Source organism: Flavitalea flava (assembly GCF_054461575.1).
Window position 1 is genome coordinate 142158 of record NZ_JBTLQH010000010.1, and the last position, 24538, is coordinate 166695.

Annotated in this window: 20 protein-coding genes; 8 read left to right on the plus strand and 12 right to left on the minus strand. The window is 45.4% G+C overall.

The annotated features are described in order from the left end of the window. Positions 1–2 precede the first annotated feature (2 nt). The 3 genes from ispF to porU form a co-directional block, all read right to left on the minus strand. Entirely contained in the window at positions 3–482 is a 480-nt protein-coding gene (ispF, locus tag ACX0G9_RS12040) for a 2-C-methyl-D-erythritol 2,4-cyclodiphosphate synthase (RefSeq protein WP_459065155.1), read from the minus strand. Between the two features lie 232 nt (positions 483–714). Beyond that, entirely contained in the window at positions 715–1890 is a 1176-nt protein-coding gene (porV, locus tag ACX0G9_RS12045; RefSeq protein WP_459065156.1) for a type IX secretion system outer membrane channel protein PorV, read from the minus strand. A 180-nt stretch (positions 1891–2070) separates the two neighbouring features. After that, positions 2071–5559, minus strand: coding sequence for a type IX secretion system sortase PorU (gene porU / locus ACX0G9_RS12050; RefSeq protein WP_459065157.1), 3489 nt, complete (start codon positions 5557–5559; stop codon positions 2071–2073). 301 nt (positions 5560–5860) lie between these two features. Here porU and ACX0G9_RS12055 point away from each other — a divergent pair, with 301 nt between their 5' ends. After that, positions 5861–7402, plus strand: a complete 1542-nt coding sequence (locus tag ACX0G9_RS12055) for an SUMF1/EgtB/PvdO family nonheme iron enzyme (protein WP_459065158.1) — start codon at positions 5861–5863, stop codon at positions 7400–7402. A 209-nt stretch (positions 7403–7611) separates the two neighbouring features. Then, positions 7612–8934, plus strand: coding sequence for a UDP-N-acetylmuramoyl-tripeptide--D-alanyl-D-alanine ligase (locus ACX0G9_RS12060; protein ID WP_459065159.1), 1323 nt, complete (start codon positions 7612–7614; stop codon positions 8932–8934). A 31-nt stretch (positions 8935–8965) separates the two neighbouring features. Here ACX0G9_RS12060 and ACX0G9_RS12065 read toward each other — a convergent pair whose 3' ends face one another. Next, positions 8966–9754, minus strand: coding sequence for a hypothetical protein (locus ACX0G9_RS12065; protein WP_459065160.1), 789 nt, complete (start codon positions 9752–9754; stop codon positions 8966–8968). A 71-nt stretch (positions 9755–9825) separates the two neighbouring features. On the opposite strand from ACX0G9_RS12065, the gene ACX0G9_RS12070 reads away from it, so the two are divergent. Continuing rightward, a complete protein-coding gene (locus tag ACX0G9_RS12070) occupies positions 9826–10170 on the plus strand; it encodes a DHCW motif cupin fold protein (RefSeq protein WP_459065161.1) in 345 nt (114 codons plus the stop codon). A gap of 77 nt (positions 10171–10247) precedes the next feature. Here the strand turns inward: ACX0G9_RS12070 and ACX0G9_RS12075 are convergent, their stop codons facing one another. Beyond that, entirely contained in the window at positions 10248–11042 is a 795-nt protein-coding gene (locus ACX0G9_RS12075; protein WP_459065162.1) for a ferritin-like domain-containing protein, read from the minus strand. A 48-nt stretch (positions 11043–11090) separates the two neighbouring features. Then, positions 11091–11807 carry a ferritin-like domain-containing protein gene (locus ACX0G9_RS12080; RefSeq protein ID WP_459065163.1) on the minus strand — a complete coding sequence of 239 codons (717 nt, stop codon included), beginning with the start codon at positions 11805–11807 and terminating at the stop codon, positions 11091–11093. Positions 11808–12156: 349 nt separating this feature from the next. Between ACX0G9_RS12080 and ACX0G9_RS12085 the strand changes: the two genes are divergently transcribed. Continuing rightward, the gene (locus tag ACX0G9_RS12085; RefSeq protein WP_459065164.1) at positions 12157–12354 is read left to right on the plus strand and encodes a Sec-independent protein translocase subunit TatA/TatB; all 198 of its coding nucleotides are present in this window, start codon (positions 12157–12159) and stop codon (positions 12352–12354) included. A gap of 20 nt (positions 12355–12374) precedes the next feature. Here the strand turns inward: ACX0G9_RS12085 and ACX0G9_RS12090 are convergent, their stop codons facing one another. The 5 genes from ACX0G9_RS12090 to ACX0G9_RS12110 form a co-directional block, all read right to left on the minus strand. Then, complete coding sequence (locus ACX0G9_RS12090; RefSeq protein ID WP_459065165.1) at positions 12375–14432, minus strand: FAD-dependent oxidoreductase; 2058 nt, start codon at positions 14430–14432, stop codon at positions 12375–12377. A 56-nt stretch (positions 14433–14488) separates the two neighbouring features. Continuing rightward, the gene (locus ACX0G9_RS12095) at positions 14489–16171 is read right to left on the minus strand and encodes an ankyrin repeat domain-containing protein (RefSeq protein ID WP_459065166.1); all 1683 of its coding nucleotides are present in this window, start codon (positions 16169–16171) and stop codon (positions 14489–14491) included. Positions 16172–16194: 23 nt separating this feature from the next. Next, the gene (locus tag ACX0G9_RS12100; RefSeq protein WP_459065167.1) at positions 16195–17388 is read right to left on the minus strand and encodes a hypothetical protein; all 1194 of its coding nucleotides are present in this window, start codon (positions 17386–17388) and stop codon (positions 16195–16197) included. A gap of 53 nt (positions 17389–17441) precedes the next feature. Next, positions 17442–18224, minus strand: a complete 783-nt coding sequence (locus ACX0G9_RS12105; protein WP_459065168.1) for a hypothetical protein — start codon at positions 18222–18224, stop codon at positions 17442–17444. 255 nt (positions 18225–18479) lie between these two features. After that, positions 18480–18971, minus strand: coding sequence for a carboxypeptidase-like regulatory domain-containing protein (locus ACX0G9_RS12110; RefSeq protein ID WP_459065169.1), 492 nt, complete (start codon positions 18969–18971; stop codon positions 18480–18482). A gap of 155 nt (positions 18972–19126) precedes the next feature. On the opposite strand from ACX0G9_RS12110, the gene ACX0G9_RS12115 reads away from it, so the two are divergent. From ACX0G9_RS12115 to ACX0G9_RS12130, 4 genes are read left to right on the plus strand one after another with little or no spacing between them, the layout of a single operon-like run. Beyond that, a complete protein-coding gene (locus ACX0G9_RS12115; RefSeq protein WP_459065170.1) occupies positions 19127–19636 on the plus strand; it encodes a YybH family protein in 510 nt (169 codons plus the stop codon). Positions 19637–19674: 38 nt separating this feature from the next. Further along, the gene (locus tag ACX0G9_RS12120) at positions 19675–20022 is read left to right on the plus strand and encodes a YciI family protein (RefSeq protein WP_459065171.1); all 348 of its coding nucleotides are present in this window, start codon (positions 19675–19677) and stop codon (positions 20020–20022) included. 34 nt (positions 20023–20056) lie between these two features. Beyond that, complete coding sequence (locus ACX0G9_RS12125) at positions 20057–20395, plus strand: YciI family protein (protein ID WP_459065172.1); 339 nt, start codon at positions 20057–20059, stop codon at positions 20393–20395. Between the two features lie 55 nt (positions 20396–20450). Further along, positions 20451–21698: an RNA polymerase sigma factor gene (locus tag ACX0G9_RS12130; RefSeq protein WP_459065173.1), complete on the plus strand. Its 1248-nt coding sequence runs from the start codon at positions 20451–20453 to the stop codon at positions 21696–21698. Positions 21699–21716: 18 nt separating this feature from the next. On the opposite strand, the gene ppsA is transcribed toward ACX0G9_RS12130, so the two are convergent. Next, positions 21717–24320 carry a phosphoenolpyruvate synthase gene (ppsA, locus tag ACX0G9_RS12135; RefSeq protein ID WP_459065174.1) on the minus strand — a complete coding sequence of 868 codons (2604 nt, stop codon included), beginning with the start codon at positions 24318–24320 and terminating at the stop codon, positions 21717–21719. Positions 24321–24538: the final 218 nt, after the last annotated feature.

Here is a 24538-nt window from a genome sequence, read left to right on the forward strand (position 1 = left end):
GACTATTTTTTCGCCAATAACACGGTAGCATATGCAACCAGCCCTTCTTTGCGCCCCACAAACCCCATGGTTTCCGTAGTCGTGGCCTTTATAGAAATATCATCAGCGGGGATCTCCAGGATAACAGCCATGGCCGTTCGCATGGCGCCTGCATATTTCATGATCTTCGGCTCTTCCAGGCAAACGGTACTATCGATATTGACCACCCCATACCCTTTGGCGCGGATGAGATCATAGGTCTTTTGTAATAAAAGCTTGCTGTCTATATCTTTATAGGCCGGGTCGGTGTTCGGAAAATGGAGACCTATATCACCCAGGTTCAATGCCCCAAGCAGGGCATCGCAAACCGCATGCAGCAACACATCGCCGTCGCTATGTCCGAGGGAACCCTTTACATGAGGGATCTGTACTCCCCCGATCCATAAAGCCCTGCCTTCTGCCAACTGATGAAAATCCACTCCCGAACCAATACGATATGACATAATCCTTTTTTTAAAAAATAAACGGTCCGGAAAAATCCCGGACCGCCTCAAAATTATGTGATATTGTTTAATAACAATTTTTGGAAAACGAGCCGGCAAGTGGCAAATTGTGCCACAGGCACAATGGCCCATCATTAGCCCAGGGATCAAGGTAGGCCACGGGCCTACCGGCCGAAGGCCCATTATTATTGAAATTTTATCCGGGTTACTTTTACCAAAACCCGGATAAAATTTACTCGGTCGATTTCTGCGTGCTGCTGCCGCTATTGTCCCCGTTCTTATCCAGATCAAACGACAGACCGAAACGTAGGGTGTTGGACAGAGGGTTGCGGCTTGTCCCGCTTCCCGACGGTACCAGGTAAGAAAAATTCAGCCCCATGACATTATATTTTAACCCGACCCCTACGCTGAAGTATTTGCGATTGCCCTGATTCTTGCTTTCAAAATAATACCCTGCCCGGAAAAAGAACTGATCCTGATAGGAGTATTCTCCGCCCAGGGAAGCCTGCAAACCGTTGTTCCCGCTAAAGGATTTGAACCAGCTACTCACAACGGTCTGATTGTGATAATCATACATACTGGCCGAATCCGTTGCCTGATCCCCGGTAAGGCCGGGAGGTTTTGGCACCAATAATTTATTAAGGTCCAATCCGAAAGTTAGCCGGTTATCTTCATCGAAGACGGCGGTATAGGTTGTTCCCAAGGCCAGATTGGCTGGTATATAATCTTTTTCCTGGGCATTGTTCGTATAACCGATCTTACCTCCCAGATTGGAGATATTCGCTCCGAAATTCCAGCCCCCGGCATCATCCGTTGCGCCATGGTAGAAAAAGGAGATGTCTGCCGCAAAAGTCTTTCCCGGTTGATAGGTTGAACCGGTCGATGCGTAACCTGATGCCAGATTGGAATAGATATAACGGGCAGCGAGACCTACAGAGAGCTTTTCGCCCAATTTCCGGGAATAGCCCACGTCGATCCCAAGCTCACGGGGACGACCATTCCCGATCGGGTCGCCATTCTGGTTGGTGAACTGGATGTTACCCAGGCTAAAATAGCGGAGTGAACCGGATATAGCCTGATCCGCATCAATTTTAGTATACCCGGAAGCAGCTATCATGTATACATCACCGAGTCCAAGATCCTTGAGCCACGGAGTATAAGTCAAACCGATGCCGATATCTTTTTTTGCAAATGGGGTTTTGGCGAGATTGTAAAAGGAAGAAGAAGCATCCGGAGAGGTCGCTACACCAAGATCCCCCATCCCTCCTGCCCTGGCATCCGGAGAGATCCGGAGAAAAGGTACAGCCGTCGTGGTGAGATTGATGGAGTCCTTCTGTGCGAACAAAACATTGGTCCCTGCAACACAAAACACTAATAAAGCAGCTAATCCCTGGTAAAATACTTTCATGAGTTTTTTAATTTTCTTTTACAATCACGCAAATTTTGACAATTTGGTTTCCTCCGAGCGATCAGGTTTATGTTAAAAGCCGAAGGCGCTTACCATGAAAATGCTCATGGACGATTTAAATTAAGAAAAGTAAATTTGGCTAATAGGCTGCTAAGTTAGTGATTATCAATTATTTAAAAATTAAAGGATAAACAATTTTTCAAAAGTATCCGCTGTTGATCCATCCGGGCTGCGTACCCGGAGATGATAAAGATAAACTCCTTTCCCAATTTTCGCGCCATAATCATCCTTACCATCCCAATCAATTTCACTCGAACGGTTTCCGGGTGAGTTTATTGTATGCCGTAGGGATTTTACCAGCTTACCGGATATGGTAAGCACCTGAACCAGGACCTGCAGATCTTCCCCCGGGCGGTTGTGTTCAAACCAGAAGGTAGTATGGGTCGTGAATGGATTGGGGTAATTCAGCACATGTTTAAGGGTGAGATGCTGGGATTGAATGACCCGGAAAGTCAGCTGGGTCTGGCTTGAAATATTGGCCACATTCCAGGCCCGGATCAGCAAACTATGTTCTCCATCCTGCATTTGTGGTAAAGGAAACCGCACCGTCCCTTTTTTATAGGTATTCAGATCCGCTTCATAAAAGGAATTCAATACGATAGGGTTCTGGGTCTTATTATCCAGCACAGCGGTAATATCATGGCCGATTCCCAATCCGGTAATATTAATGCCCAATGAGTCCTGTAGATGAAGGATCAAAACCGGAGATTGATTGGTGATCCCCCCATCAACGAATTTTTCATCATTCAGAAAAGCCTGGAGGGAAGGCCCTGTCCCCGATCCTGCCCCTCCTCCCGAACCGCCTACCAGGAACCCGGTAAAAGCCCCGTTCCCATCCTGCAAGGCACTGGCCCCACCGGCTCCTGCAGCTACTCCGGAGCCGGCATAGTAACTTATCTTCCCTTTTCCATATTGATAGTTTATATCCTTGGGGACGACAAAGGTGTAATTATAGTTCCCCTGGACCACCGGCACTTTCCCTTTATATAAAACATTATCCAATACCTGGAATTCGGCTTTATTACTGTTTGGTTTATTTCCAAGAGTACTAAGGGTCCTTGACTTATCGAAAACAGTCATATACAAAGTGCCGTTAAAGGATGTAAGGACAGCTCCGCTGTTATCTGTCACATTCCCCGCAACCGTATACCGGTTCAAGGCTTTCAGGGTATCCTGTGTAGTCGTTCCCGGAATATTCACCATTTTTCCGTTAATGGATACCGTTTGCACTTTTAACTTCGGATAAGCGAGCGTCAGCGCAGGATCTCCGATCAGGGTGAATTTGCGGTTGTTCACCGCATCGGTCTGGCTCCGGTAAGTGTTATTCTTGGTCAGTCGTTCCGCATCTCCCAGAGAATAATAGGATCCATCCGGATTGGGCTGGAGAGCAACCTTCAGCCATGCATCGTTGATCGCCTTATTACTGAAGGCAAATACCAACCTTGTGGTTGTCATCAGGGCTATAGCTCCGGTATTCGGCCGGACAAGGAGATTGGCACCGATGGAGTGGATAAGCGGGTTATCATAAGGGGCAAAATCACAGGTAGCGGTTATAAAAAGGGGAAGTTTATCCTGGTTGGAAAAACTATTGATGGTGGACTGGTCCAAAATATCGTCATTCGATAGACGGGCATTGCTGCCATGCCCCGTATAGTTCAGGATGAGGGTACCTTTGTACAGATGGCTGTTGATCGCCAGGTTTACATCCGGATACCGGCCTCCTGCCGGCGTGATCTGTTCCTTATAAGCATCCAGGTAGATCTTATCGATGTTGGAAACCGGCGAAACAGCCGCTACTGTAGCGGCAAAAGTTTCTGCGTCTCCAAGATGCAGGTTCTGATCTCCATCGTCGGCAATAAAACTGATCTCGTTGCGCCAGGGACCCTGTGTTTTAACATCAGCGTAATGGACTATTTTATCCACGGCAGCAACCGCTTCGGCAGGGGTACGGGCAGGTATGCGGCCAATCCCAATATCAAGCAGGTTGGTCGAATTGATCGCATTCACATTTTCGTTATCATCCAGGAAACCATAAAAATCATCCGAGGTATAGGTATTCAGCGGATCCAGGGAAGAGGAGCTTTCATAAGCCGGCACCAGGTTATTATTGCCTGTGAGCCTGTCTTTATAATCGAACGAGCCGGCACCGAAGAGTAATAAATAACGGGGTCTTTTGGTGGAATCTCCGTTCGACCGGTCATAGAACATCTTTACGTAATCCCGCAAGGCTGCAGGGTCAGGATTTCCTCCGGAAAATTCGTTAAAGACCTGGGCCGACGTCACCACTAATGAGGATAAATGGTCCTGCGTCTGGTGAAACTGGGAGAGCCTTTGGGCCTGAGCATACCACCCCGGATCCGTAATGATGAGCAGATCAGGATTGGACGGCCGGTGAAGGTTTTGATTGTCCACCTTTCCTACGCTAACCGGGGTAAGAAAAACACCCTTGTCACCAGGGCCAAAAGCCACGTATTCATGAAGCCTGTTGCAATCATTTACAAAGGTAAATACCGTACCGTTCAGTGTTCCCTGCATATCGAGCGGAGCGGAAAGATCGGTGATGTCCCATACCCGGCAATCACTTTGCGCCCCTGATACCTGAAACGAACCGGTAAGACCACTCCCCACACTGTTCCAATCCCGGAAAAGCAACTGGGATCCCTGATCCACTGATAAAAGCCCCCTGCCGGATATCTCCAGCCAATCCAACCACCCTTGTGCATTATAACTTCCCGGAGAAAAGGTAAAGACCGCAGAAAGTGCGGATTTATTGACAGAAAAAACCCCGTCGGTCTGAACAGCCTTTCCGAACACATCGTAATTCCCATCCGTTACAGAAGGTATTTCCAGGGCAGGCAGGGAAACAGCGTTGACGCTGATGTCAAAATGGCTTCCGGTCCCTATCGAACGGGCCATACACCTTGTCGTAAGTGTTAATGGCCGTGTGCTGTCCAGATGGGGCAAAATTATTGGAAAAGTCCTGACTACCTGGCTTCCGGGGATATTTGCAAATTCTTCCCCGTACCATTCCTTGCCGCTGCTGAGAAAATTGACACTGTCCAGTTCATGAAAGATCCGGAGATCGTAAGAACTGACAGACATATTGGGATTCCGGGGAGAGGAGAATTTGTTGATCCGTTTGGGGGCATTCCCGCTCCCTGTTCCGGATACATTCAGATAATAAAATGAGGACCCGCTGTATAAGTTTTTGACATGGTGGAATTGTTTGTTCAGGGAGTCATTTTCCCAATAATCAGGGCCTGAGGCATAAAAGAGAAAATAATCGTTTCCATTCAGGATGCCGTCCCCTCCGTCGGCTATGTCCAGGGCATCCTCCAAAAGATCGTCCGTCCGGATTCCGTTGCAGGCTTCCGGAAGCATTTGTCCCCCATTTCCATACAGGCGGATGGTTCCGGAAGAAAGGTTGTCGGTATTGACTCCCAGTGATTTGAGGAAAGGAATATCGACCCTGACCACACCAGGACCCGAAACGGCTATTTTATACCAGGTTCCGGAAGCCAGAACCGAACCAGCCTTATAGGTTCTTTGGGCCAGGGCAACAGGGCCCCGGATCCACCAAAACACCATAAATAGGCAAATCATTCTCATACAACGACTTATGGAATAAAACAGGAACGGTACGAAAGTTGCAGCATTGTCCCGGCTGTTCCTTCTCCCGAATAAGAAGGCCCTTCATCCAAGGGCCTCCATCAGGTCAAATGTAGGAATTTAAGAGGAGGTCTGCAGGGTTTATACGTAGGTGATTTACGGCAAAGGAACTATATTCGCGAGATGGGCAACTGTGGATAAATTCCACACGTATTTTAATACAATATATACTTAAAAAACACGTTTATCCAGTTTACAATTCGTTATGATTTGCTCTCAATTACGGCTTAAAGCGTTAACTATGAATCTGAAAAACCTAGCAATTCTGGCAACCTGCCTTTCCTTAGTCGTATCCTGCAAAAAAAAGCCGGATCAATCCAGCGCAACAGGTTGGAATTATAACGACAAGAAAATGGGCGGTTTCCAGGTTTCAAAAGAAAAAGAACAACGCACCGGTCCGGGATTGGTATTTGTTCAGGGCGGTACCTTTACGATGGGGGCTACCCAGGAAGACGTTATGCGGGATTGGAACAACATTCCAAGGCGTGTGACGGTCAACTCCTTTTATATTGACCAGACCGAAGTAGCCAACATTCATTACCGGGAATACCTTTATTGGCTAAACCTGGTATTCGACGCCGATGAATTCAAGAACGTCCGCGAAGCCGCTCTTCCCGATACGTTGGTTTGGAGATCCGAACTGGCTTATAACGAACCGCTGGTAGAATACTATTTCCGCCACCCTTCTTATAACTATTACCCAGTTGTCGGGGTTACCTGGAAGCAGGCGCATGATTTCTGTCTGTGGAGAACGGACCGTGTCAATGAAAAAGCCTTGCTGGATAAAGGCTTTATCAATCAAAATGCCGTAAAGAACCTCCAGGGCCTGGGCCAGGAGAATTTTAATACAAAAGCTTATTTACTGGGGGAATTCCAGCCTACTCCCGGTTCCAAGGCTAAATCGAAAAGTAACAAATTGACCAATCCCAACGGAACGCCCCGTACTAAGGTTACCTTCGAAGATGGTATCCTCTTACCGGGTTACCGCCTGCCCACCGAGGCAGAATGGGAATATGCTGCCTTGGGTTATATCAACCAGAACCCTTTACCCGGCAAAAACGATAAGAAACGCGGAGAGGAATTGATCGCCAATAAACAGGTATATACCTGGAGCAATAACGTGAACGGCCTTCGTGATACCCGTCATGGATCCTGGCAGGGAACTTTTATGGCCAACTTCAAAAGAGGCGCAGGGGATAATATGGGTGTTGCCGGCGGTCTGAATGATAATGCTGTTTATACGGCACCGGTCAACTCCTTCTTCCCTAACGGGTTCGGTATTTATAATATGGCAGGAAATGTGAGCGAGTGGGTAAATGACGTTTACCGTCCTTTGTCTACTGAAGATGTGGATGATGTAGCCCCTTACCGTGGTAATAAATTCGAAACCGTTGACCTGGGCAAAGAGAATAAGGCGGAAAGAGACAGTCTCGGCCGCATCAAAATGCGTAACGTTACGGACTCCGAAAGCAGGGCACGCCGCAACTACCAGAAAGGTGACGTTATCAACTATCTGGATGGTGACTCCTCGATCGCAGGGATAGCTTATGGTTATGGCAAAACGACCCTGATCAGCAATAAATCACGTGTAGTGAAAGGGGGTTCCTGGAATGACCGCGCTTATTGGTTGAGCCCTGGCGCCCGCCGCTTCCTGGAAGAAGATCAGGCGAATAGTACCATCGGATTCCGTTGCGCCATGGACCGTTTAGGCAGCCCAGCCGGTAACGGAAGACAAACCGGGATCAACTATAAAACAAGAAGACAGAATACAAGAAAACAATAATAAAGACCTTATTTTTTTTGAAAAGAGGCCGCCCAAACCAGGCGGCCTCTTTTTTCGTTACCGGGCTTACCGGTAGTACTCAAGACCCCAAGCCGCAGTGTACAGACATTATGAGGTTCCGGCAAAGGATTATATTTCCTAAATCCTTTGCCGGAATCCTAACCATTTTTTTCAGTTTTGACTATTTTTGACCCATGAATATCGGATCTATGAACATTGAGCAGCTTTACCAGCTTTTCCTTCAATATCCTTCCATCCAGACCGATACCCGGAAACTGAAGGAAGGAGATCTTTTCTTTGCCCTGAAAGGCCCTAATTTTAACGGCAACCTTTTTGCAGCCCGGGCCCTGGAACTGGGAGCAGCCTATGCGATCATCGACGAAGATCCGGCAGCCTCCGGCCGGGAACAAGCCTCATCGGACGAAGCCGGAAGAATGATCCTGGTGAAGGATGTATTGCAAACACTCCAGGACCTCTCCCTTCACCACAGACAGCAATTCGACATTCCTTTTATCGCCATTACCGGAAGCAATGGCAAGACGACGACCAAGGAACTGGTCTACACCGTTCTTTCCAGTATGTTTATTACTTATACCACGCAGGGAAATCTGAATAATCATATCGGTATCCCGCTGACCATTTTATCTGTTAAGAAGGATGCCCAATTCGCTGTGATTGAAATGGGAGCCAATCATCAGGGAGAGATCGAGGGATATTGCAGGTATACCCTTCCCACACACGGTATCATCACCAATGCAGGAAAGGCGCACCTGGAAGGATTTGGAGGCCCGGAAGGCGTAAAAAAAGGAAAAGGGGAATTGTACGGCTTTCTCCGCGAACACCATGGTACCGCCTTTGTTATGTGGGATTATGATTATTTGCAGGAAATGAGCCGGGGCATTCCCCATATCATCAGCTATGGCACCCGGGGAGCCGATATCACCGGAACGGTAACGCAAAGCGAGCCCTTTTTACAGGTCAGCATCGCCAGTGGAGCTTCAACGGGTACCATTTCCACCCAACTGGTCGGAGATTATAATCTTCCCAATGTGCTGGTAGCCGTTGCCGTTGGCAAACATTTCGGGGTACCGGACAGCAGTATCCGCACCGCCATTGAAAATTACACACCCTCTAACAGCCGCTCCCAGCTGATCCGCCGCGACGGCAATTCCATTATACTGGATGCCTACAATGCCAATCCTTCGAGCATGAAGGCAGCCATCGAAAATTTTGCCCGGATAAATGCCACCGGCAACGGTAAGATCCTGATCCTTGGCGCCATGGCCGAACTGGGTCCGGAAAGCCTTGAAGAACACCGGCAAATCGTTGACCTCATCGGGCAATATCCCTGGCAACAGGTAATCCTGGTAGGCGGTGATTTTCAACGTATCGACCATCCTTACCTGCGTTTTGAAAACTCCCTTGAGGCCGGCGGATGGCTAAACGGTTTTTTGCAACAGCCCCGTGAAACGGGTATCTATATGTTAATCAAAGGTTCAAGAAGTATGAAAATGGAACAGGTGCTGGACTAAGGACCCGGGCAGCCGGTCTTAAATGCCGTTCTCAAAGCCGCATCGATAGCCCCACCGTTATATTCAACGTACTCATATCCTGGGGATAATTCCTGGTATACTGATAATATGAAATAGAAGATGCATTGGAAAGTGAATATAACCCTGAAATGATGAGGTTATTTGCCTGGGCCAGGGTCTGTGTTAAATTTTTAAAGGTTGGCCTTAAATACCAATAATCCACATTAGCCACCAAGGACCACCTGTCGGTCAATTTGCAGGAGGCCCCAATTTTTATAGAGGCCGAAAAAGTAGTGGCATTCACCTTTTTTGTTTCGGCATGGATAAAATCTCCATGTCCGGGAATAGCCGCTGTATCCCGAAATCCCATTACAACGATATCCGGCAAATATGCTTTGGCTATCCCCGCCATTAATTGCCCTTCCAGGTTTACCCGCTTTGTAATGGGAAAACTGTAGGATCCCCCTATCATCACTGCTCCAACCTTCCAGGACTTTTTGATCTGCGATTGCGACCAATCAAAATCCGGGAACTCTTTTTCGAAAGGGTCCAGAAAGGCAGAAGAATTAAAGCGGTTTTCCCGTACCCTGATCGAGGCAACCAGCCCGTAATTCGAATGCCGGATCTTATAAACATAGGACAGATCTGCCATTCCGCCGATATCGGCCAGGCCGGATTTTGGATCAGAAGCGTCCTTGTTCCCAAATTGACCTATCGGGAACGATGGTCCTATTGAAAGCGATAAATAGCCTGCTTTTTGTGAATAGCAGGCTATTGCAGAAAGAACAAGCAGGATCAGCAGGGAAAAAAATCTTTGCATGGATTCTTGGTTTTGGGTACCATAAATATAACAAATTCTCTTTTTCCATTCAGGCATACGTATATTTAAGGGTGAGTCATATCCCCTTTCAAACAGTCGACTGGTCTTCGATTGAAAAAATTGAACATAAGGGTGCCACCGGCACTTCATTTTGGCAGACCCTGCAATTTGAGGGGTTAAGGGTTCGCATCGTTGAATATTCAAAGGATTATTTGGCGGATCATTGGTGCCGGAAAGGGCATATTGTTTATTGCCTGGAAGGCGAATTTGTAAGCGAACTCCAAAATGGAGAAAAATTCACCTTGTCCAAAGGAATGAATTATATCGTTTCGGACGACCTGAGCTCCCATCGTTCCATTTCAGAAAATGGAGCGACATTGCTGATAATCGATGGGGATTTTTTGAAGCTGTCTTAAATAGTCATACCAGCGTAAATATCAAAAACCGTCCGGATGTTACCGGACGGTTTTTGATATTTACGGAAGATGATATACTAAGGTTTTATAAAAGGTCCGGCTATGGCCAGCACTTCAGCCATAGACAGCGGTTCATCGAAGGCTTCCGTAATGGATGCGGGAGGAACCGAGGTAATGGTTTTAACATCCACCCCGCCTTCAAACGTGGTATCCTCCCCTGCATAAATGGCAGCAGGTAATCCATTCGCTTCGGCATTGGTAATCCATCCTTTCAGTCCACGCAATCTTCTGACTTCGGAAGCATGACGGGCTTCTACAGAATGAATGTCCAGTGCGGCGGTAAGAACAGCACCTGAGCCCATCAATCCGACCGCCTGTCCTTTGTAAGCCCTTACTCCTGTGTCTTCAAACGCGTTGGACAGAGCCAAAAAGGTCTGGTAATTGGTAAATACAGTCGGAAATGCTCCCCCGGCAGTAAAATCAAAAGTAGGCTCAGCTACAGGAGTATCCCCCAGGGAAGTAATCGTTTGTTTCAGCAAAGCGACATGGGCCGTCTCATGTTTGCTGATCTGCATCATCACCTTCAAATCAGAAGCAGGGATCAGGCCCGAAGTGCTAAGCCCCATCTGGTAAAAAGCAGCTTCCAGATATTCCAGCTTAAGGGCAAAATTCAGGATATCGGTAACCGCTGAGGGCGGTGGGGGTGTTGCCTGTGCTTTATTATTCATAGCATCGAAAATTCCGAAAGGGATGGCTGCCAGTGCAGCCTTAAGACCAAACCCTAAACCCTTGGTCAAGGCTTCCCTCCGGGAAAAGTTTTTTTCGATAACGTCTTTATTATATGCTTCTTCAATTATTTTTAGCGCTTTCATGTTTATTATTTTAGTATACTAATTAATAATTCCGGAACCGGAGACCGGTTAAGGAAGCTTGGTAGCAGATATCTTTGTCTTTAGGAAGGTATTGGCTGTCGCCACAATGCTGGCCCCGCCTATCGTCGAATTAGGAGTCCGGGAAAAGTCAAGACCTGTGGTTGCGGATACGACATCATCTCCTGCAAAATCACCAGATCCGGGATTAATAAGGTCTCTTATGGCTGCCGCGTGTCTGGCCTCCACGGATACGATCTTTCCAGCCAAGGTAAGATAGTCGCCATTCTGAATGTATTGTCCTGCGCCGTTGTAAGCGGAAACTCCGGTATCTTCCAATGCCTTTGCCGTACCGAGCACACTGGTACGGCTGGTAAAATCAACGGAAGAGAAATCGAACTGCAGGGTAGTAATGGCCCCCGAGCCCAGGGCTGTCTTAAAAAAATCGCGATGGGCGATCTCATGGTTCATGATATCGCTAAGGATAGCCTTTTCGGCCGAAGTTGCGTTGGTATAAAAGGAGGCATTGACCTTTATATAAAATGCAGCTTCCAATTGTTCCAGTGCATAAGCAAAATTTAAGATGCCCGGATCACCCGATCCCACATCGATCGTAGTTCCGGAGGAAGGGCTGTCATTCTTTTTACAGGCCTGCAACCCGAATAACAAAGCACCGCCGCCCATAGCGGTATATTTCAGAAATTTTTTTCTATCCAGGGGAGCGTACAGCGACTCCTGAAGAAAGTTCTGTAATTTTTCGTCTTTCATAATTTGCGTTTTTTAGTTTGCGTTTATTATTTAGCTACGCAAACTTGTATAACAACAGATTTATAAAAGAAGAAAAAGTTATTCGGCCCAACTCTAATGTTTATTTTCACCTCAAATCGGGGAAGAAAATTCCCAATTCCTATTCATTTTAAAAAACAATAACTATACCATCTCAATAGCAGCAAGCCTTTCAGGAATTATGGCAGATCCTGAATTATTACAGGCAGCATAATAAAGCAGCATAATAAGGAGGTAATAGTTAAGGAAAATAAAATAATACAAAACAAAAATCCTTATTCTCACCTGCTCCGTAAATTATATAAATTTTTATTATTGTAAAACTATTATCATGACGAGTTATTTTTTAATGTCGATGCCGGGCGGAAGTGAATGGATTTTAATTATTGTGGCAGTATTGGTATTATTTGGAGGACGGAAAATCCCGGAATTTATGCGCGGCCTTGGGAAAGGTATCCGGGAATTCAATGATGCCAAGTCGAATGTAACCAAGGAACTGAACGAGGGAATGAATGAGAAACCTCAATAAAATTTGCATACGGATAGCTCTTACCTAACGGGTACAAAAAGCACCGCATCGGCCGCTATCACTCCATCGGCATTTTTATTGGAGATCTCAACATATGCTTTCCTGCCTGGTAATAAGGTATACAAACCTAATGAAACCCATTCCCCGGAGGTCTGGCCCTCTACCTGCAGATAGGATGAGTTGATACTCTTTTCTATAACCTTCCTGCCATCAAAAATGCTGATATAGGTTTTTGTGGAAGCATTCAGCAGCTTTGGAAAATACGCATAAACCTGATAAGCTTCCTTTTTTAAGATTTCCGGGATAAACCGGACTGATTCAGGCGTCCTTGCTTTGGAATCAGCCAACTCTTTGGAATCAGCCTGTGTTTTGGAATCAGCGAAAAAGAAACTGGGACCATATCCTCCATTTTTTTCAGTTTTCCAATTTCCTTTTACCAGAACAAAACCGCTGTCCTCATTATCAACCAATATTTCCGGTATGCTTCCGTCTGCGAGCGGATTGTTCTTTAATACCTTTTGTACCTCATTTACATTCACCTGCTGCACGGGTACTTTTTCATCAATAGCCTTGCAGGCAGCAATAGCAGCAGATTGCCCCAACACCATGAATACCGGCTCCATACGGATGGAACCATAAGCGATATGTGTTGCCGATAAACAGACGGGCACTAATAAATTCCCGGCTTCCTTTTCTTTGGGAATTAAGGCCCTGTAGGATATAGAATACGGCGCGAATCCGTGTACTTCGACATTGCCTTCATTTTTTACTTGTCCATTTTCCACCAGCCTCTCGCAATTATGAGAGTCCATCCCGTATGCAGCCATTCCTACCCCATCCTTTATCAGTTCCTTTCCCCGGCAATGATGATCTGTCATTACCAGCTCTCCGATCATGCGTCTGGCTTCACGCACATACAACTGATGAGACCAATTCCCATTATCCATATATTCATCCTTAGGATATCCCCATTGTTTTATTTCGCTCCGGATATAGTCAGGTATCCGCGCATCATTGCCGACAAAATATAGCAGGCCTTTCGTATAATCCTCATGCTCCTTCCATATTTCAGCCCTTTTATCATAACCAGCCTCGGGGTATTCCCAATTCATTCCTATCATATCCGTAGAAAAACCGCCCTTATTATTAATATCGGTCTTTCCATTAGGCATCATACTCCAGATAAAAACATCCTTAAAAGTTTTCCACGGTTGTTTTTCCTTTAAACGAAGTAATAATTCATACTTGTCCGGGGAATAATTTTCAGGCATGGAGACAGGAATACGGTTTTCCGGAACATTCGTCAGGGTGATACGAAAGTTGTAAGCCTGCACTTCTTTATCCCCGGTACCATTGGTTGGCAATGATTGATTACCGATGCCCCATAATAAACCGCTTTTCGGATCGCCGGGCACCCTGTACGGTGAAATGTTATCCGGAAACTGGTGGCCCTCCATAAATTCAACCCCATTGATCGTCTCATTATACTGACTATTGGCTTCCCGTCCTACTGAATAAGAAACCCCTGAACGGGCCATCAGATCCCCCTCATACGTGCAGTCCATAAATACTTTCGCTCGCACTGTTGTATTTGCGACGGCGGCAGGATTATGCGAATTCTCCAGGATAATTTCTTTTATCTGATTCCCTTCTTTTTTGACTTCTTTAAGGCGACTCTCCCGCAAAACAGTAAATCCCGCCCGTTTCACATAATCCATAATGATCCCCTCTGCCACCTTCGGCTCGAATATCCATTGTTCAAATTTTCCATAATGCGCGCCAATACGGCGGTAAAAATCCCTCGCCAGGCCTGTTACCACATATTTATTCCCTATATCCGTATAACCAAGCCCCCCGGTGGTCATTCCGCCTAAATGTCTTCCCGGCTCGATCAGTATGACCTTTTTCCCGGATTTAGCAGCCGTATAGGCTGCAATTACGCCGCTGGAGGTGCCGCCATATATACATATATCGGCGGCATAGACGGCTGCGTTTTTCGTTGCGGGTACAGCTTGTTGTGCAAAAACGGCCTTATGGCAGGCAAACAGACAAATTAATGGGAGGATATATTTTTTCATTCTTTCTTTTTCAGCCTGGCAAGATAGGGAAAAAGAGAGAAAAGAGGAAGGAATGGCTATCTGGCCCCATATTGAAGGAGTACTCTTTCAATGGCCTTAAAACGATCGAGGTAATCCTCCTTATCTTTATCACTTCCATAGTGGGGATCGGTAAATAATTTTCTGGCGGCCGACAACGGTGTATTTCCATTACCATTAACGGCATTAACAGCTGCGCCTCCTTTAAGCAGCATAATAATATCCTCCAATTGTTCATTTAAGGAGGCTGGCCGGTAGTTGTGCCCACTAAAAACGGCATGGTGCAATGGGGTATTCCCATCCTCCCCTTTTTCATTCACATCAGCACCTGCTTTTAGTACTGTTTTTATGATTTCCCTGTTTTCAGGATGACTGGCGGCGGTAAGCAATACCCCTCGTCCATTGACATTGGCCCCTGATAAAATAAGAAGTCGTACCATTTCCGTCTTTTGGTTTTCCACGGCTAAGAGTAAGGGGGTTCTTTTAAGCTTATTCTCTGCTTCCCTATCAGCATTAGCCTTTAGTAACACTTTGGCGATCTCTGTATTTCCACTTTCTGCCGCATAATGTAATGGAGTATTTTTTTCCAAATCCTTCAAATTGACGTTTGCTCCTGAATGAATAAGGTAAACAACAGTTTCATAATCTACACTATCGGCGAGTAAAGCCTTGTTTAAAGGCGCAAGCCCCTGGTAGTTAAGGGCATTTATCTGCGCACCAGCGCTCATCAGCAATTTAATACTTTCCAAATTTCCGGAGCGGTCTACCGCATGATGAAGCGGTGTATCTCCCAAAGCATCCTGCGCATCGAGACTGGCTCCGGCTTTTATCAAAAGGGTACAGGCTTCCAATTTCCCCCAAAAGGCAGCTAAATGCAAGGCAGTTACATAATGCATGTCTACATCATCAGGGTTATTACAGGAGGCGAGCAATTTTTTAACCTCGCCCGTGTCGCCATTCATGGCAGCAATATGCAAAGGGGGAATATCCAATTCCGGCAGAGAGAAAACGCTTAATTGTACAGGATATCCCCATTTTTGGACCCGGCTTAGTATCAGGTTCATATTTATCGCCCTTCCAAATGGGGGCTGATCGGCTGTCGTCATCCCTACCAGGCTTGCTCTTGCGTCAATCAAAGGCCCGCCGGAATTCCCCCCGCTTATCAAGGCCGATTGAAATACAATTTCTTTTTCACTGACCTGGGAAACCCGGTCCGGCTCAACCGGCTCTGCCCAGGAATCACCATTCGGGTTTCCAACCGGAAAAACAGTATCCCCGCGTTTCAACTCATCGGTCACTCCCAAACGATCGTATGGAAATGCACAGACATTGATACCTTGTTGAGCAAGGTTCTCAATACTTAATACCGCCAGATCTAAATTCTCTACTTTTCCATTCTTTAATAAAGTAGCTTTTACTGGTTTACCCCCGGGCATCGTCTTTAAAGTAACCCAAATGTCAACCGGTAGCATTGCCCCCTTCTGAACGACATGGTTGGCAGTGGCAATAAACAGGCGGTCTTTATCATGACCGAAGATAAAGCCTGCCCCCACTTCCGGGGTACCCTCTTTGTAATCCACTTTCAACATGACGATAAGCCGGGCAGTGATCTCAAACTGTTTTTCAAAGAGGGACTTCGTAATCAATTCCTGAGCCGATGCCGCGTACGGGCCGATACCAATCAGGGAAGCATATATAAGAAGGGATAATGATCTGTTCAAAATGTTAGCGTTTACAGAGTTAGCTATAAATTTATAGTTGAAGCCTTCCACCATCGCCATACCCCGAAAATCAGACCGAAAAAATAAAGTGTGGTGCCCCATAACAGACTAAGTCCGTGCCGAGCTTTCAGCCATTCCAGGTAAGTAGGCATTATACTATATTGGTGTTCTTCCACACCAGTCGTCATTCCCCGGACACGACCATGAAAGGCGAAGCGGATATGATCATCCTGCAAAGTAAGCGTTCTGATCTCTCCTTTTGACCAGTCAAAGTCAATCTCTTCGCCCGGCCGGAGGCGACGTTCCTGCCCTCCCAGTGATTCGAAGTACACCGTTCCCGAAAGGATCGTTGAAACACGGCGCATTATGGTGTGCTCCGGGTCGACATGTTCATCAATGCGAAAAAAGGAAAGACTATCTACCATGAGCTGACAGGAGAAAGTGTTTTTATCTGCATGTAGAAAACCAAGGTCCATATCCACAATATTTTGACCGGACTGCAAGAGGATCGATCTGGGGCTTGTAAAGCTAATTTTCTCCTGCGGCATTCCAGGCAGCCCCATACCTATTTGTCCGTTGACGTCAGCACGTAATTGAAGTGCCGTACTTTTGACGGATAAACGATACTGAAGAGGAATCTCCGTTGGACGGAGCCATACCCGCGTTCCCTTTGGCAATATGATGGTGGCGAGGGAAACCGTACCCTTATTTACGCTATCTTCTTTATCCCATAATTGTATAGAAGTTCCGGAACCGGAAGAATCTGAACCATCAGCCTGACCAATCGTGCGGGCATCCTGATTACCCATCCGGGGCAGCCGGATATTCTCTAAACCAGAAACTCCAAGCGTAGAGAGTTTCATAACATCGGCAAAAACCTGTTGCCTGGCAAATTGAAAGCCCACCTCCGAAAGGGTCAGGTCCAGTTCGATCTCTGTTGCCGGGACGCGGGCGAAAAGCAGCACACTTACGATGGCTAAGGTTGCGGCTAAGATGGCTATTACCGGCCATCGTTTGCGACGGGCCGGAGGGGCAGAAGAAGAATAAAGGTTAACAAGTCGCTGCAAATGCTCCAACGATTCAAGTTTATCCGGTAAGACCTGACCCCCGGTCTGAACAGCCTCATCGTATAACGCTTTAGCCTGCCGGTATAATAAATCCCGGAGTTTGTCTTGCCCGTTATCATTTTTATTACCCTGCATTTTATTACCCTTCATACGGCAGCTCTTTTTAGTAAAGATTCCAGAAAAGGATTCTGAAAAAATAGTCCTTAGTCTGTCGCTTTATAGAACCAAAGTTCAATGGTCGACGTCCCTCCGCTTCTTAAGGTTGCGCCGATTTCCATAAAGTATGTTCCCTTTCCTTTCAGACCGGATACCGGGATTTCAATTCCACGTTCCGCAGGGTAATAACCAAACCCTAATTTCTCTCCATCTTTGATAAATTGCCGGGGCTGCCCGTCCGGATCCGTCAGTGCCATACTAATATAAACCTCTGACAACTCTACTCCGGGGAGAAGGACAAGTTTGTAGGTGCCTGAATGAATGTAGCTTCCCTGCTGTTTGATGCGTAAGGGTAAATAAACATCCTGTTCCATCTGCCCTACAGCATATCGCGTCAGGCCAAGGACCCCGATGTCGCCAGGTAAGATATTCAGGGAGGCAAGAATGTTCGATGGCCAGTTAAATGATCCGGAGCCCGCTGGCTGGAAAGTATCCATGCGGTAGTAGAGTCTGCGTTTGATTCCCTGGGCCCGAAGACGTGTAACCCCATTACCTGGCGGTCTGTCCCACTCCATCTGAAGCGCTTTACCCGACCCGTTATTATATTGTTCAAAGAACTCGGTCAGGGAGACGATCTGGAGTGTAGAGCTGCCTACCTCTTTAATATAAAGACCCTCACAACGGTCACCCCGGTTGCTATAACTCAATGGACTCCCCGTATTCTTAAGGAGGGATGAGTCGCAGGGAACCTGTGCAGAAAGATGGGTAAGAACTCCCAGGCTTAGATGGAGTATAAGTGAGGCGACCGGCAGGAAGACCCGCTGTTTCATTAGCTTATATTTTCCCCTTTATTACAAAGAATTAACTGTCTTTATAAAGTTAAGGCCTTTGAGATTCAATTTTACCTATTTTTACATAACAATTTACCACCCCTCTCCCCCCACCTTTCCCTGCTTCGATGCTAAACCGGAAATAATGCCTATTCAAGGCGCTGCAAACTCAATACGACGATCTGAATAAATTGTACAACGGCGTGCAAAACGATCTCAAGAACTGCAATACCCGGGACCTTTCTAAGGGCATCATCATAACTGGTAATAACCTGCTATTTGAATATCTCTGAGGAAATGGTGTTGTACACCTGAGGGGTTCTCCATATTCTTCAAGGGCATTTTCGCCACATATTCACCTCCTTTATTAAACCTGTTGCCCGAAATCACAACTTCTTTCAGTTCCAGGGTGTTTTCATTAAGCACCACTTCCGGAACGATAGTGGTTTCATTAGTTTTAACCTCGACCCTTAATTCCCTGGCGGTATGACCGGCAAAAGAGGCCAGTAAGATATATATACCCGGCTTTATCATTTTTATTTCAAGGTTCCCGGTCTTATCGGACAAGGTAACCATGGCAGTACCCTTTATGGCGACGCTCACCGATTCGGCGGGATATCCGTCAGCAGTGCGGATCATTCCTTTTATAGCTCCGGTCAGTTTGGCTGCAGGTTGGTTGGTTCCGGTTTGGGAAAATGCGGTTGCGGAAAAAATAAAAATGACCAAAAAAAATAATATGTATCTCACGGCGATAATTTATTTCGCCGCAAAACAATTGAAGCACAGTATGAAAGGCTATTGAATCGGAAAATCCATTTACGAAAAGAAAAATATCTTCAAAAATTTGTCGAATCCTAAAAGCTCAATCGTCATTAGTTTTTAACAATCAATAATTCAAACATATGCGGAAAACTATCAGTTTTATCAGCACAACTCAGGGCGGTTTTTGGCAGGTTCTGCTGTTATCGTTCCTATTTTTTAATTGCCAGGCACAACAAACAAAGGCGCAACAAACAACTAATGCCAGCCTGGAAGAGGCAAAAAAGGCAATAATCTCGAGTAACAAGATTTATTTCCAGGCCTTAGCCAAAGGGGACTCATCCCTGTTTATCGACCGTTATGCAAAAGAATGCTGGATCATGGCGCCAAATGCTCCGGCACTTTGCGGTGCAAACGCCCCGTTGGATTTTTTTAATTTGGCTTATCATAAGTTTGGCCTCAGAAACGGTAAATTTATCACGGTCGATGTATTTGGGGATGGTGTAGAATTTGTTACAGAAGTAGGGTTCTGGCAATTACTGGATGCTAACGATAAACTATTTGATAATGGCAAATTCCTGGTACTATGGAGGAAGACCCAGGGTGGGTGGAAAATGTTCAGGGACTCCTTTAGCAGCGACCGGGGTAAATAGGTTAATTAGTTTTTAACAATTAAATTTAAAAATTGATCATGGAAAAATTTATGTTCTTATTCAGAGGTAGTGATGTCTATCAACCAGGTCAGTCTACCGAAGCAATACAAGCTCTTAAACAAAAGTTGATGCATTGGGTAGGGGACCTTTCTAAAAAAGGGCTGCATATAGCCAGTGAACCATTACAACCAACAGGCAAACAGGTTAGCGGCTCAAAAAAAACTGTAACTGATGGCCCTTTTGGAGAAACAAAAGAAAATATAGGGGGTTGTACCATTGTGCAGGCCAAAGATATTAATGAGGCGGTTGAAATTGCAAAAGGCTGCCCTATTTTAGAATCGAATGCAAACATTGAAATCCGCCCTCTCCAAAAAGCAGGCCTATAACACTGATTATTTAACAATCAAAAAATTATACAAAATGAAAGATTTCTTATTGGTATTCAGAACAGATTACAATACTCCTAAGAGTTCGCCCGAACAATTGCAAGCTACGACGCAACGATGGATGGACTGGATAGGTGGCATTGCAGCCCAAAACAAATTGACCGATCGGGGAAATAGTTTGGTTCCCTCGGGCAAAGTTGTAAAATCCGACAATGTAATTGCCGATGGACCCTACACGGAAATTAAAGAATGTATTATAGGTTACAGTATTGTAAAAGCTGATTCCATTGAAAATGCTGCTGAATTAGCAAAAGGGTGTCCTGTTCTGGCAATTGGTGGAAATGTGGAAGTCAGAGAGATTCGTGTAATCTAACTGTAATTCAAAAAATCGTGAATGTCTTTGTATTTTTGCAAAGGCATTTATTTTTATGAGAGAGACAGAACTAATTCCTCATTTATTCAGAACAGAGTACAGAAAAATAGTTTCTGTACTCTGCAAATTATTTGGCATTGAACATATTGAAATTGCAGAAGACATCGTAAGCGATACTTTTCTTTTAGCCTCGGAGTTATGGGGTTTAAAAGGTCTGCCCGAAAACCCAACAGCCTGGCTATATACCGTTGCAAAAAATAAGACCAAAGATTATTTGAAACGAAATTCGCTTTTTGCTCAAAAAATTTCAAAAGCAATAAAACACCATGCGCCAGATTCGGAAGAAATAGAAATTGATTTGTCGCTCAAAAACATTAACGACAGCCAGCTCGCCATGATATTTGTCGTTTGCCACCCTTGTAATCCACCAGAAGCACAAATTGGATTAGCGTTAAACTTGCTTTGTGGTTTTGGTGTCGATGAAATTGCCAACGCCTTTCTGACCAACAAAATAGTTATTTACAAACGGCTTCAGCGGGCTAAAGAAAAACTCAGAACAGAAAAAATAAAAATCGAGCAGCCCACTTTATCTGAAATTAACGACAGGCTATCCCCCGTTTTAATGACTTTGTATTTGCTTTTTAATGAAGGCTATTATTCTTCCAACCAAGACATCTCCTTACAGAAAGATCTTTGCCTGGAAGCCATGAGATTAACATATTTGCTTATTGAGAATGAACAATTGAACAAACCATTTGCAAATGCGTTGCTTTCTCTGATGTGTTTTCATTCGTCAAGATTCGACTCGAGGCATAACCAAAACGGAGAAATAATTTTATATCAGGACCAGGACACAGAGCTATGGAATCAAGAACTGATTACCAAGGGAGAATATTTTTTAAATCAGGCGTCGCAAGGCAATAAAATTTCAAAATATCATTTAGAAGCCAGTATCGCATACTGGCACACTATTAAAGCCGACACAGCAGAAAAATGGGGGAATATTTTACAGCTTTACAATCAATTACTCCTGATTGAATATTCACCCATCGCAGCCTTAAACAGAACTTATGCGCTTGCCAAAGTAAACGGAAAAAAAGAGGCCATACTGGAAGCTGAAAAGATAAAACTTACCGGCAATCATTTATTCCATTCGCTTTTGGGAGAGCTTTATACCGATTTTGACAATAGCAAAGCAATTTCACATTTACAAAATGCCCTGGAGCTTGCAAAAGCAAAGGCTGACAAAACGCTTATTTCAAACAAAATTAAATTGCTGACCAATAATAGCACAAGCAAATAATAGCAAAGAAAGGGTAGATTAAGATAAAATTTCTACATATCCGTCCCTTCCATTCACCCGGATTCTCTGTCCGTCTTTTATCAGCCTGGTAGCATTCTCTACCCCGACAACTGCCGGCAAGCCATATTCACGCGCGATAACTGCTCCATGGGTCATCAGTCCGCCAACTTCGGTGACCAGGCCTTTTATGGATACAAACAAAGGTGTCCAACTGGGGTCGGTAAAGGCGGTTACTAATATGTCTCCATCTTCCAGGTCAGCATCTTCCATATTTAAGATGACACGTGCCCGCCCTTCTATAATTCCGGAGGAGACAGCCAGGCCTACAATAGCATCAGCCGGAAGATTTTCCCGGTTGTAACTACCTGAAAGGATTTCACCATCAGAGGTAATAACACGTGGAGGAGTGAGTTTTTTACATAATTTGTACTCTTCTTTTCGTTTGCTGACGACCTGGTAATTCAATTTATTGGTACCCAGGACGTTGCGGAGTTCCTCAAAACTGAGAAAGAAAATATCCTCCCTTTCATGAATAACGCTGGTCTGTACGAGTCGTTCGGCTTCTTTTAGTAAAGCCTGTTTATAAACGAAGTACCGGCTAATGATACCATATTTTGGATATTCACGAAAACCGGCGTAGTTCCGGACCAGGTCGATCATCCGTTTGGTTTCATTTGCCTTTTGTTCACCGTCTGGTAATACCGCCAACCGATCCAATAACTCCTTTTCTGTGTTAAAAGCTTCCTGTCGCCCCTGTTCAAACCTGCGGCTGCCGGCATTAGGCTCAAAGTTTTTGATATTACTAAGGATCAAAGGGATCAAGGTAATCGGCTTTTCGCTCCAACGTGTTCTCGTAATATCGATCTCTCCCACACAGCGCATCCCGTATTTGTCGAGATATGCAGTAATTGCCTCGCGGGTTTCCTTCCCACCATCAAACTTAACCAGTTCATCTAAAAAGTTATCCTCTTTTACCTGTAGTAAATATTCGATCACCCTCGGATATGGACGGATCACATCCGCAACATCCAATAATTCCAGGCCCATTTCGGAAGTAATATTGTTCGGTGCAGATTGAGAAATTTTGTCTGCGGCATTCCGCTCACCCAACCAATCGTTCATTTTTTCATTGATCCATAGTGAAGCATTCATACCCGTAAAAATTACCCCCATACTTTTTGGGTCAGATACGGTTCGCTTTAATTGCCGGATATCTTCCAGGATAAAATCAAACAGATCCGACCCTGATCTCTTTTGGATGTTTTGTTTTAACGCTTCGATCGATGTTTGACTATGCCTGATCAGATCAGCAACGATTCTTGGATCGTATTCGTTCAGGGCCTGATAATTCGGAAGGGACGCTGCTTTATTGGGTCCTTTTTTTTCATCCGGTAATGATTTGATAAAATTCCCCCGTTCTATGATGGTTGTAAGTGCATCTTTCACGAGCGGATCGAATTTCCCCAAAGTATCTATGATCGTATTTCTACTGCCAGGTGAAGCCAGCATATGTGTAACATCAGCAAACAATCTTCCACCGGCTATACGCATGTGTGCCGGAGTTATTAACAACCAAAAAGACAAGCCCAGTGGTTTCATAGCGTCGGTCATCATTTGTTGGTGGCCGACAGATATGTAAATGTGATTCTCCTGATCATCCGCTACAGGGATCGGGTATAAGGTAGTGATCGGCCGGCTCTGAACTATGTAAAATGTATCCTCAGCCAAACACCATTCAATGTCCTGGGGTCGGCCGAAATGTTCTTCGATCTTTCTGCCCATGCGCCAAAGCTGTAAGATCTGCTCATCCGTCAGCGCTGGTCTGTTCTGCTGCTCAGGCCCGATCTCCTGTTCTTTTGTGCCACCTTTTTTTAAGGCATAAATAGCCAGTTTCTTGGCGGATATTTTCTTTTCGATTACCCTGTCGTTACATACTTTATAGAGATCCGCATTCACCAGGCCGGAGACCATGGCCTCACCAAGACCAAAGCTGGCATCAATGGACATCACTTTCCTATTGCCGGTGATGGGATCGGCAGTAAACAAAATGCCTGCCGCAAGCGGGAAGACCATTTTCTGAACAACTACCGATAGGTGGACTTTACGGTGGTCAAAACCGTTTTGAAGGCGATAAATAATTGCTCTGGCAGTAAACAGCGATGCCCAGCACTTGCTGATATGTTTTAGAATGGTCTCCTTTCCTATAATATTCAAATAGGTATCCTGCTGGCCTGCAAAGGATGCCGACGGCAGGTCTTCTGCCGTAGCACTGGACCGCACAGCAAAGGCATTTTTTTCACCAAACCTGGTGAGCTCATCCGCAATTTCTTCTGCTATTTCCTTATCAAGGGGTATGCTTTCGATTTGCCTACGGATCTTTGCACCGATCTCGTTGATCTTTTCTCTATCTTCCGTCTTAAGCTCCGTTAATTCATCCAGCAAGCTGTTAAGCTCCTGGTTATTCCCGGTTATTTTTTTATAGGCTTCGGTGGTAATGCAAAAGCCTTCCGGTACCCGTATCCCTTTGATTCCGGATAGTTCACCCAGATTAGCGCCCTTGCCTCCTACAGTCATAAGTTTCGATCTGTCGATCTCCTGCAAAGAAACTACATAGGTGTTCATAATTTTTCATGGCTTTTTTTGAGAGGTGCAAAACCAAAAATATAAGGTATTACGTATCAAAACATCGTTTGCCAGCTATATTTTTTGCACACAACAATTATAGAGGCAGGGATGTTGTAAATACAAACAGAGGGGTTGGATAGGATTGCCGAAAGTGATCCCGCCTCATCAGCCAGACGGTCTGGAAAACTTGCGCAAACGTTTGCATGGTATTGTGC

What these genes read in the sequence shown, in the direction of transcription:
- ACX0G9_RS12075 (WP_459065162.1), bottom strand. Translation starts at nt 11,042, where the DNA reads ATGAAAGCGCTAAAAATAATTGAAGAAGCATATAATAAAGACGTTATC.
- ACX0G9_RS12080 (WP_459065163.1), bottom strand. Translation starts at nt 11,807, where the DNA reads ATGAAAGACGAAAAATTACAGAACTTTCTTCAGGAGTCGCTGTACGCT.
- ACX0G9_RS12105 (WP_459065168.1), bottom strand. Translation starts at nt 18,224, where the DNA reads ATGAAACAGCGGGTCTTCCTGCCGGTCGCCTCACTTATACTCCATCTA.
- ACX0G9_RS12120 (WP_459065171.1), top strand. Translation starts at nt 19,675, where the DNA reads ATGGAAAAATTTATGTTCTTATTCAGAGGTAGTGATGTCTATCAACCA.
- ACX0G9_RS12125 (WP_459065172.1), top strand. Translation starts at nt 20,057, where the DNA reads ATGAAAGATTTCTTATTGGTATTCAGAACAGATTACAATACTCCTAAG.
- ACX0G9_RS12065 (WP_459065160.1), bottom strand. Translation starts at nt 9,754, where the DNA reads ATGCAAAGATTTTTTTCCCTGCTGATCCTGCTTGTTCTTTCTGCAATA.
- ACX0G9_RS12100 (WP_459065167.1), bottom strand. Translation starts at nt 17,388, where the DNA reads ATGAAGGGTAATAAAATGCAGGGTAATAAAAATGATAACGGGCAAGAC.
- porU (WP_459065157.1), bottom strand. Translation starts at nt 5,559, where the DNA reads ATGAGAATGATTTGCCTATTTATGGTGTTTTGGTGGATCCGGGGCCCT.
- porV (WP_459065156.1), bottom strand. Translation starts at nt 1,890, where the DNA reads ATGAAAGTATTTTACCAGGGATTAGCTGCTTTATTAGTGTTTTGTGTT.
- ACX0G9_RS12055 (WP_459065158.1), top strand. Translation starts at nt 5,861, where the DNA reads ATGAATCTGAAAAACCTAGCAATTCTGGCAACCTGCCTTTCCTTAGTC.
- ACX0G9_RS12115 (WP_459065170.1), top strand. Translation starts at nt 19,127, where the DNA reads ATGCGGAAAACTATCAGTTTTATCAGCACAACTCAGGGCGGTTTTTGG.
- ACX0G9_RS12060 (WP_459065159.1), top strand. Translation starts at nt 7,612, where the DNA reads ATGAACATTGAGCAGCTTTACCAGCTTTTCCTTCAATATCCTTCCATC.
- ACX0G9_RS12130 (WP_459065173.1), top strand. Translation starts at nt 20,451, where the DNA reads ATGAGAGAGACAGAACTAATTCCTCATTTATTCAGAACAGAGTACAGA.
- ACX0G9_RS12090 (WP_459065165.1), bottom strand. Translation starts at nt 14,432, where the DNA reads ATGAAAAAATATATCCTCCCATTAATTTGTCTGTTTGCCTGCCATAAG.
- ispF (WP_459065155.1), bottom strand. Translation starts at nt 482, where the DNA reads ATGTCATATCGTATTGGTTCGGGAGTGGATTTTCATCAGTTGGCAGAA.
- ACX0G9_RS12085 (WP_459065164.1), top strand. Translation starts at nt 12,157, where the DNA reads ATGACGAGTTATTTTTTAATGTCGATGCCGGGCGGAAGTGAATGGATT.
- ppsA (WP_459065174.1), bottom strand. Translation starts at nt 24,320, where the DNA reads ATGAACACCTATGTAGTTTCTTTGCAGGAGATCGACAGATCGAAACTT.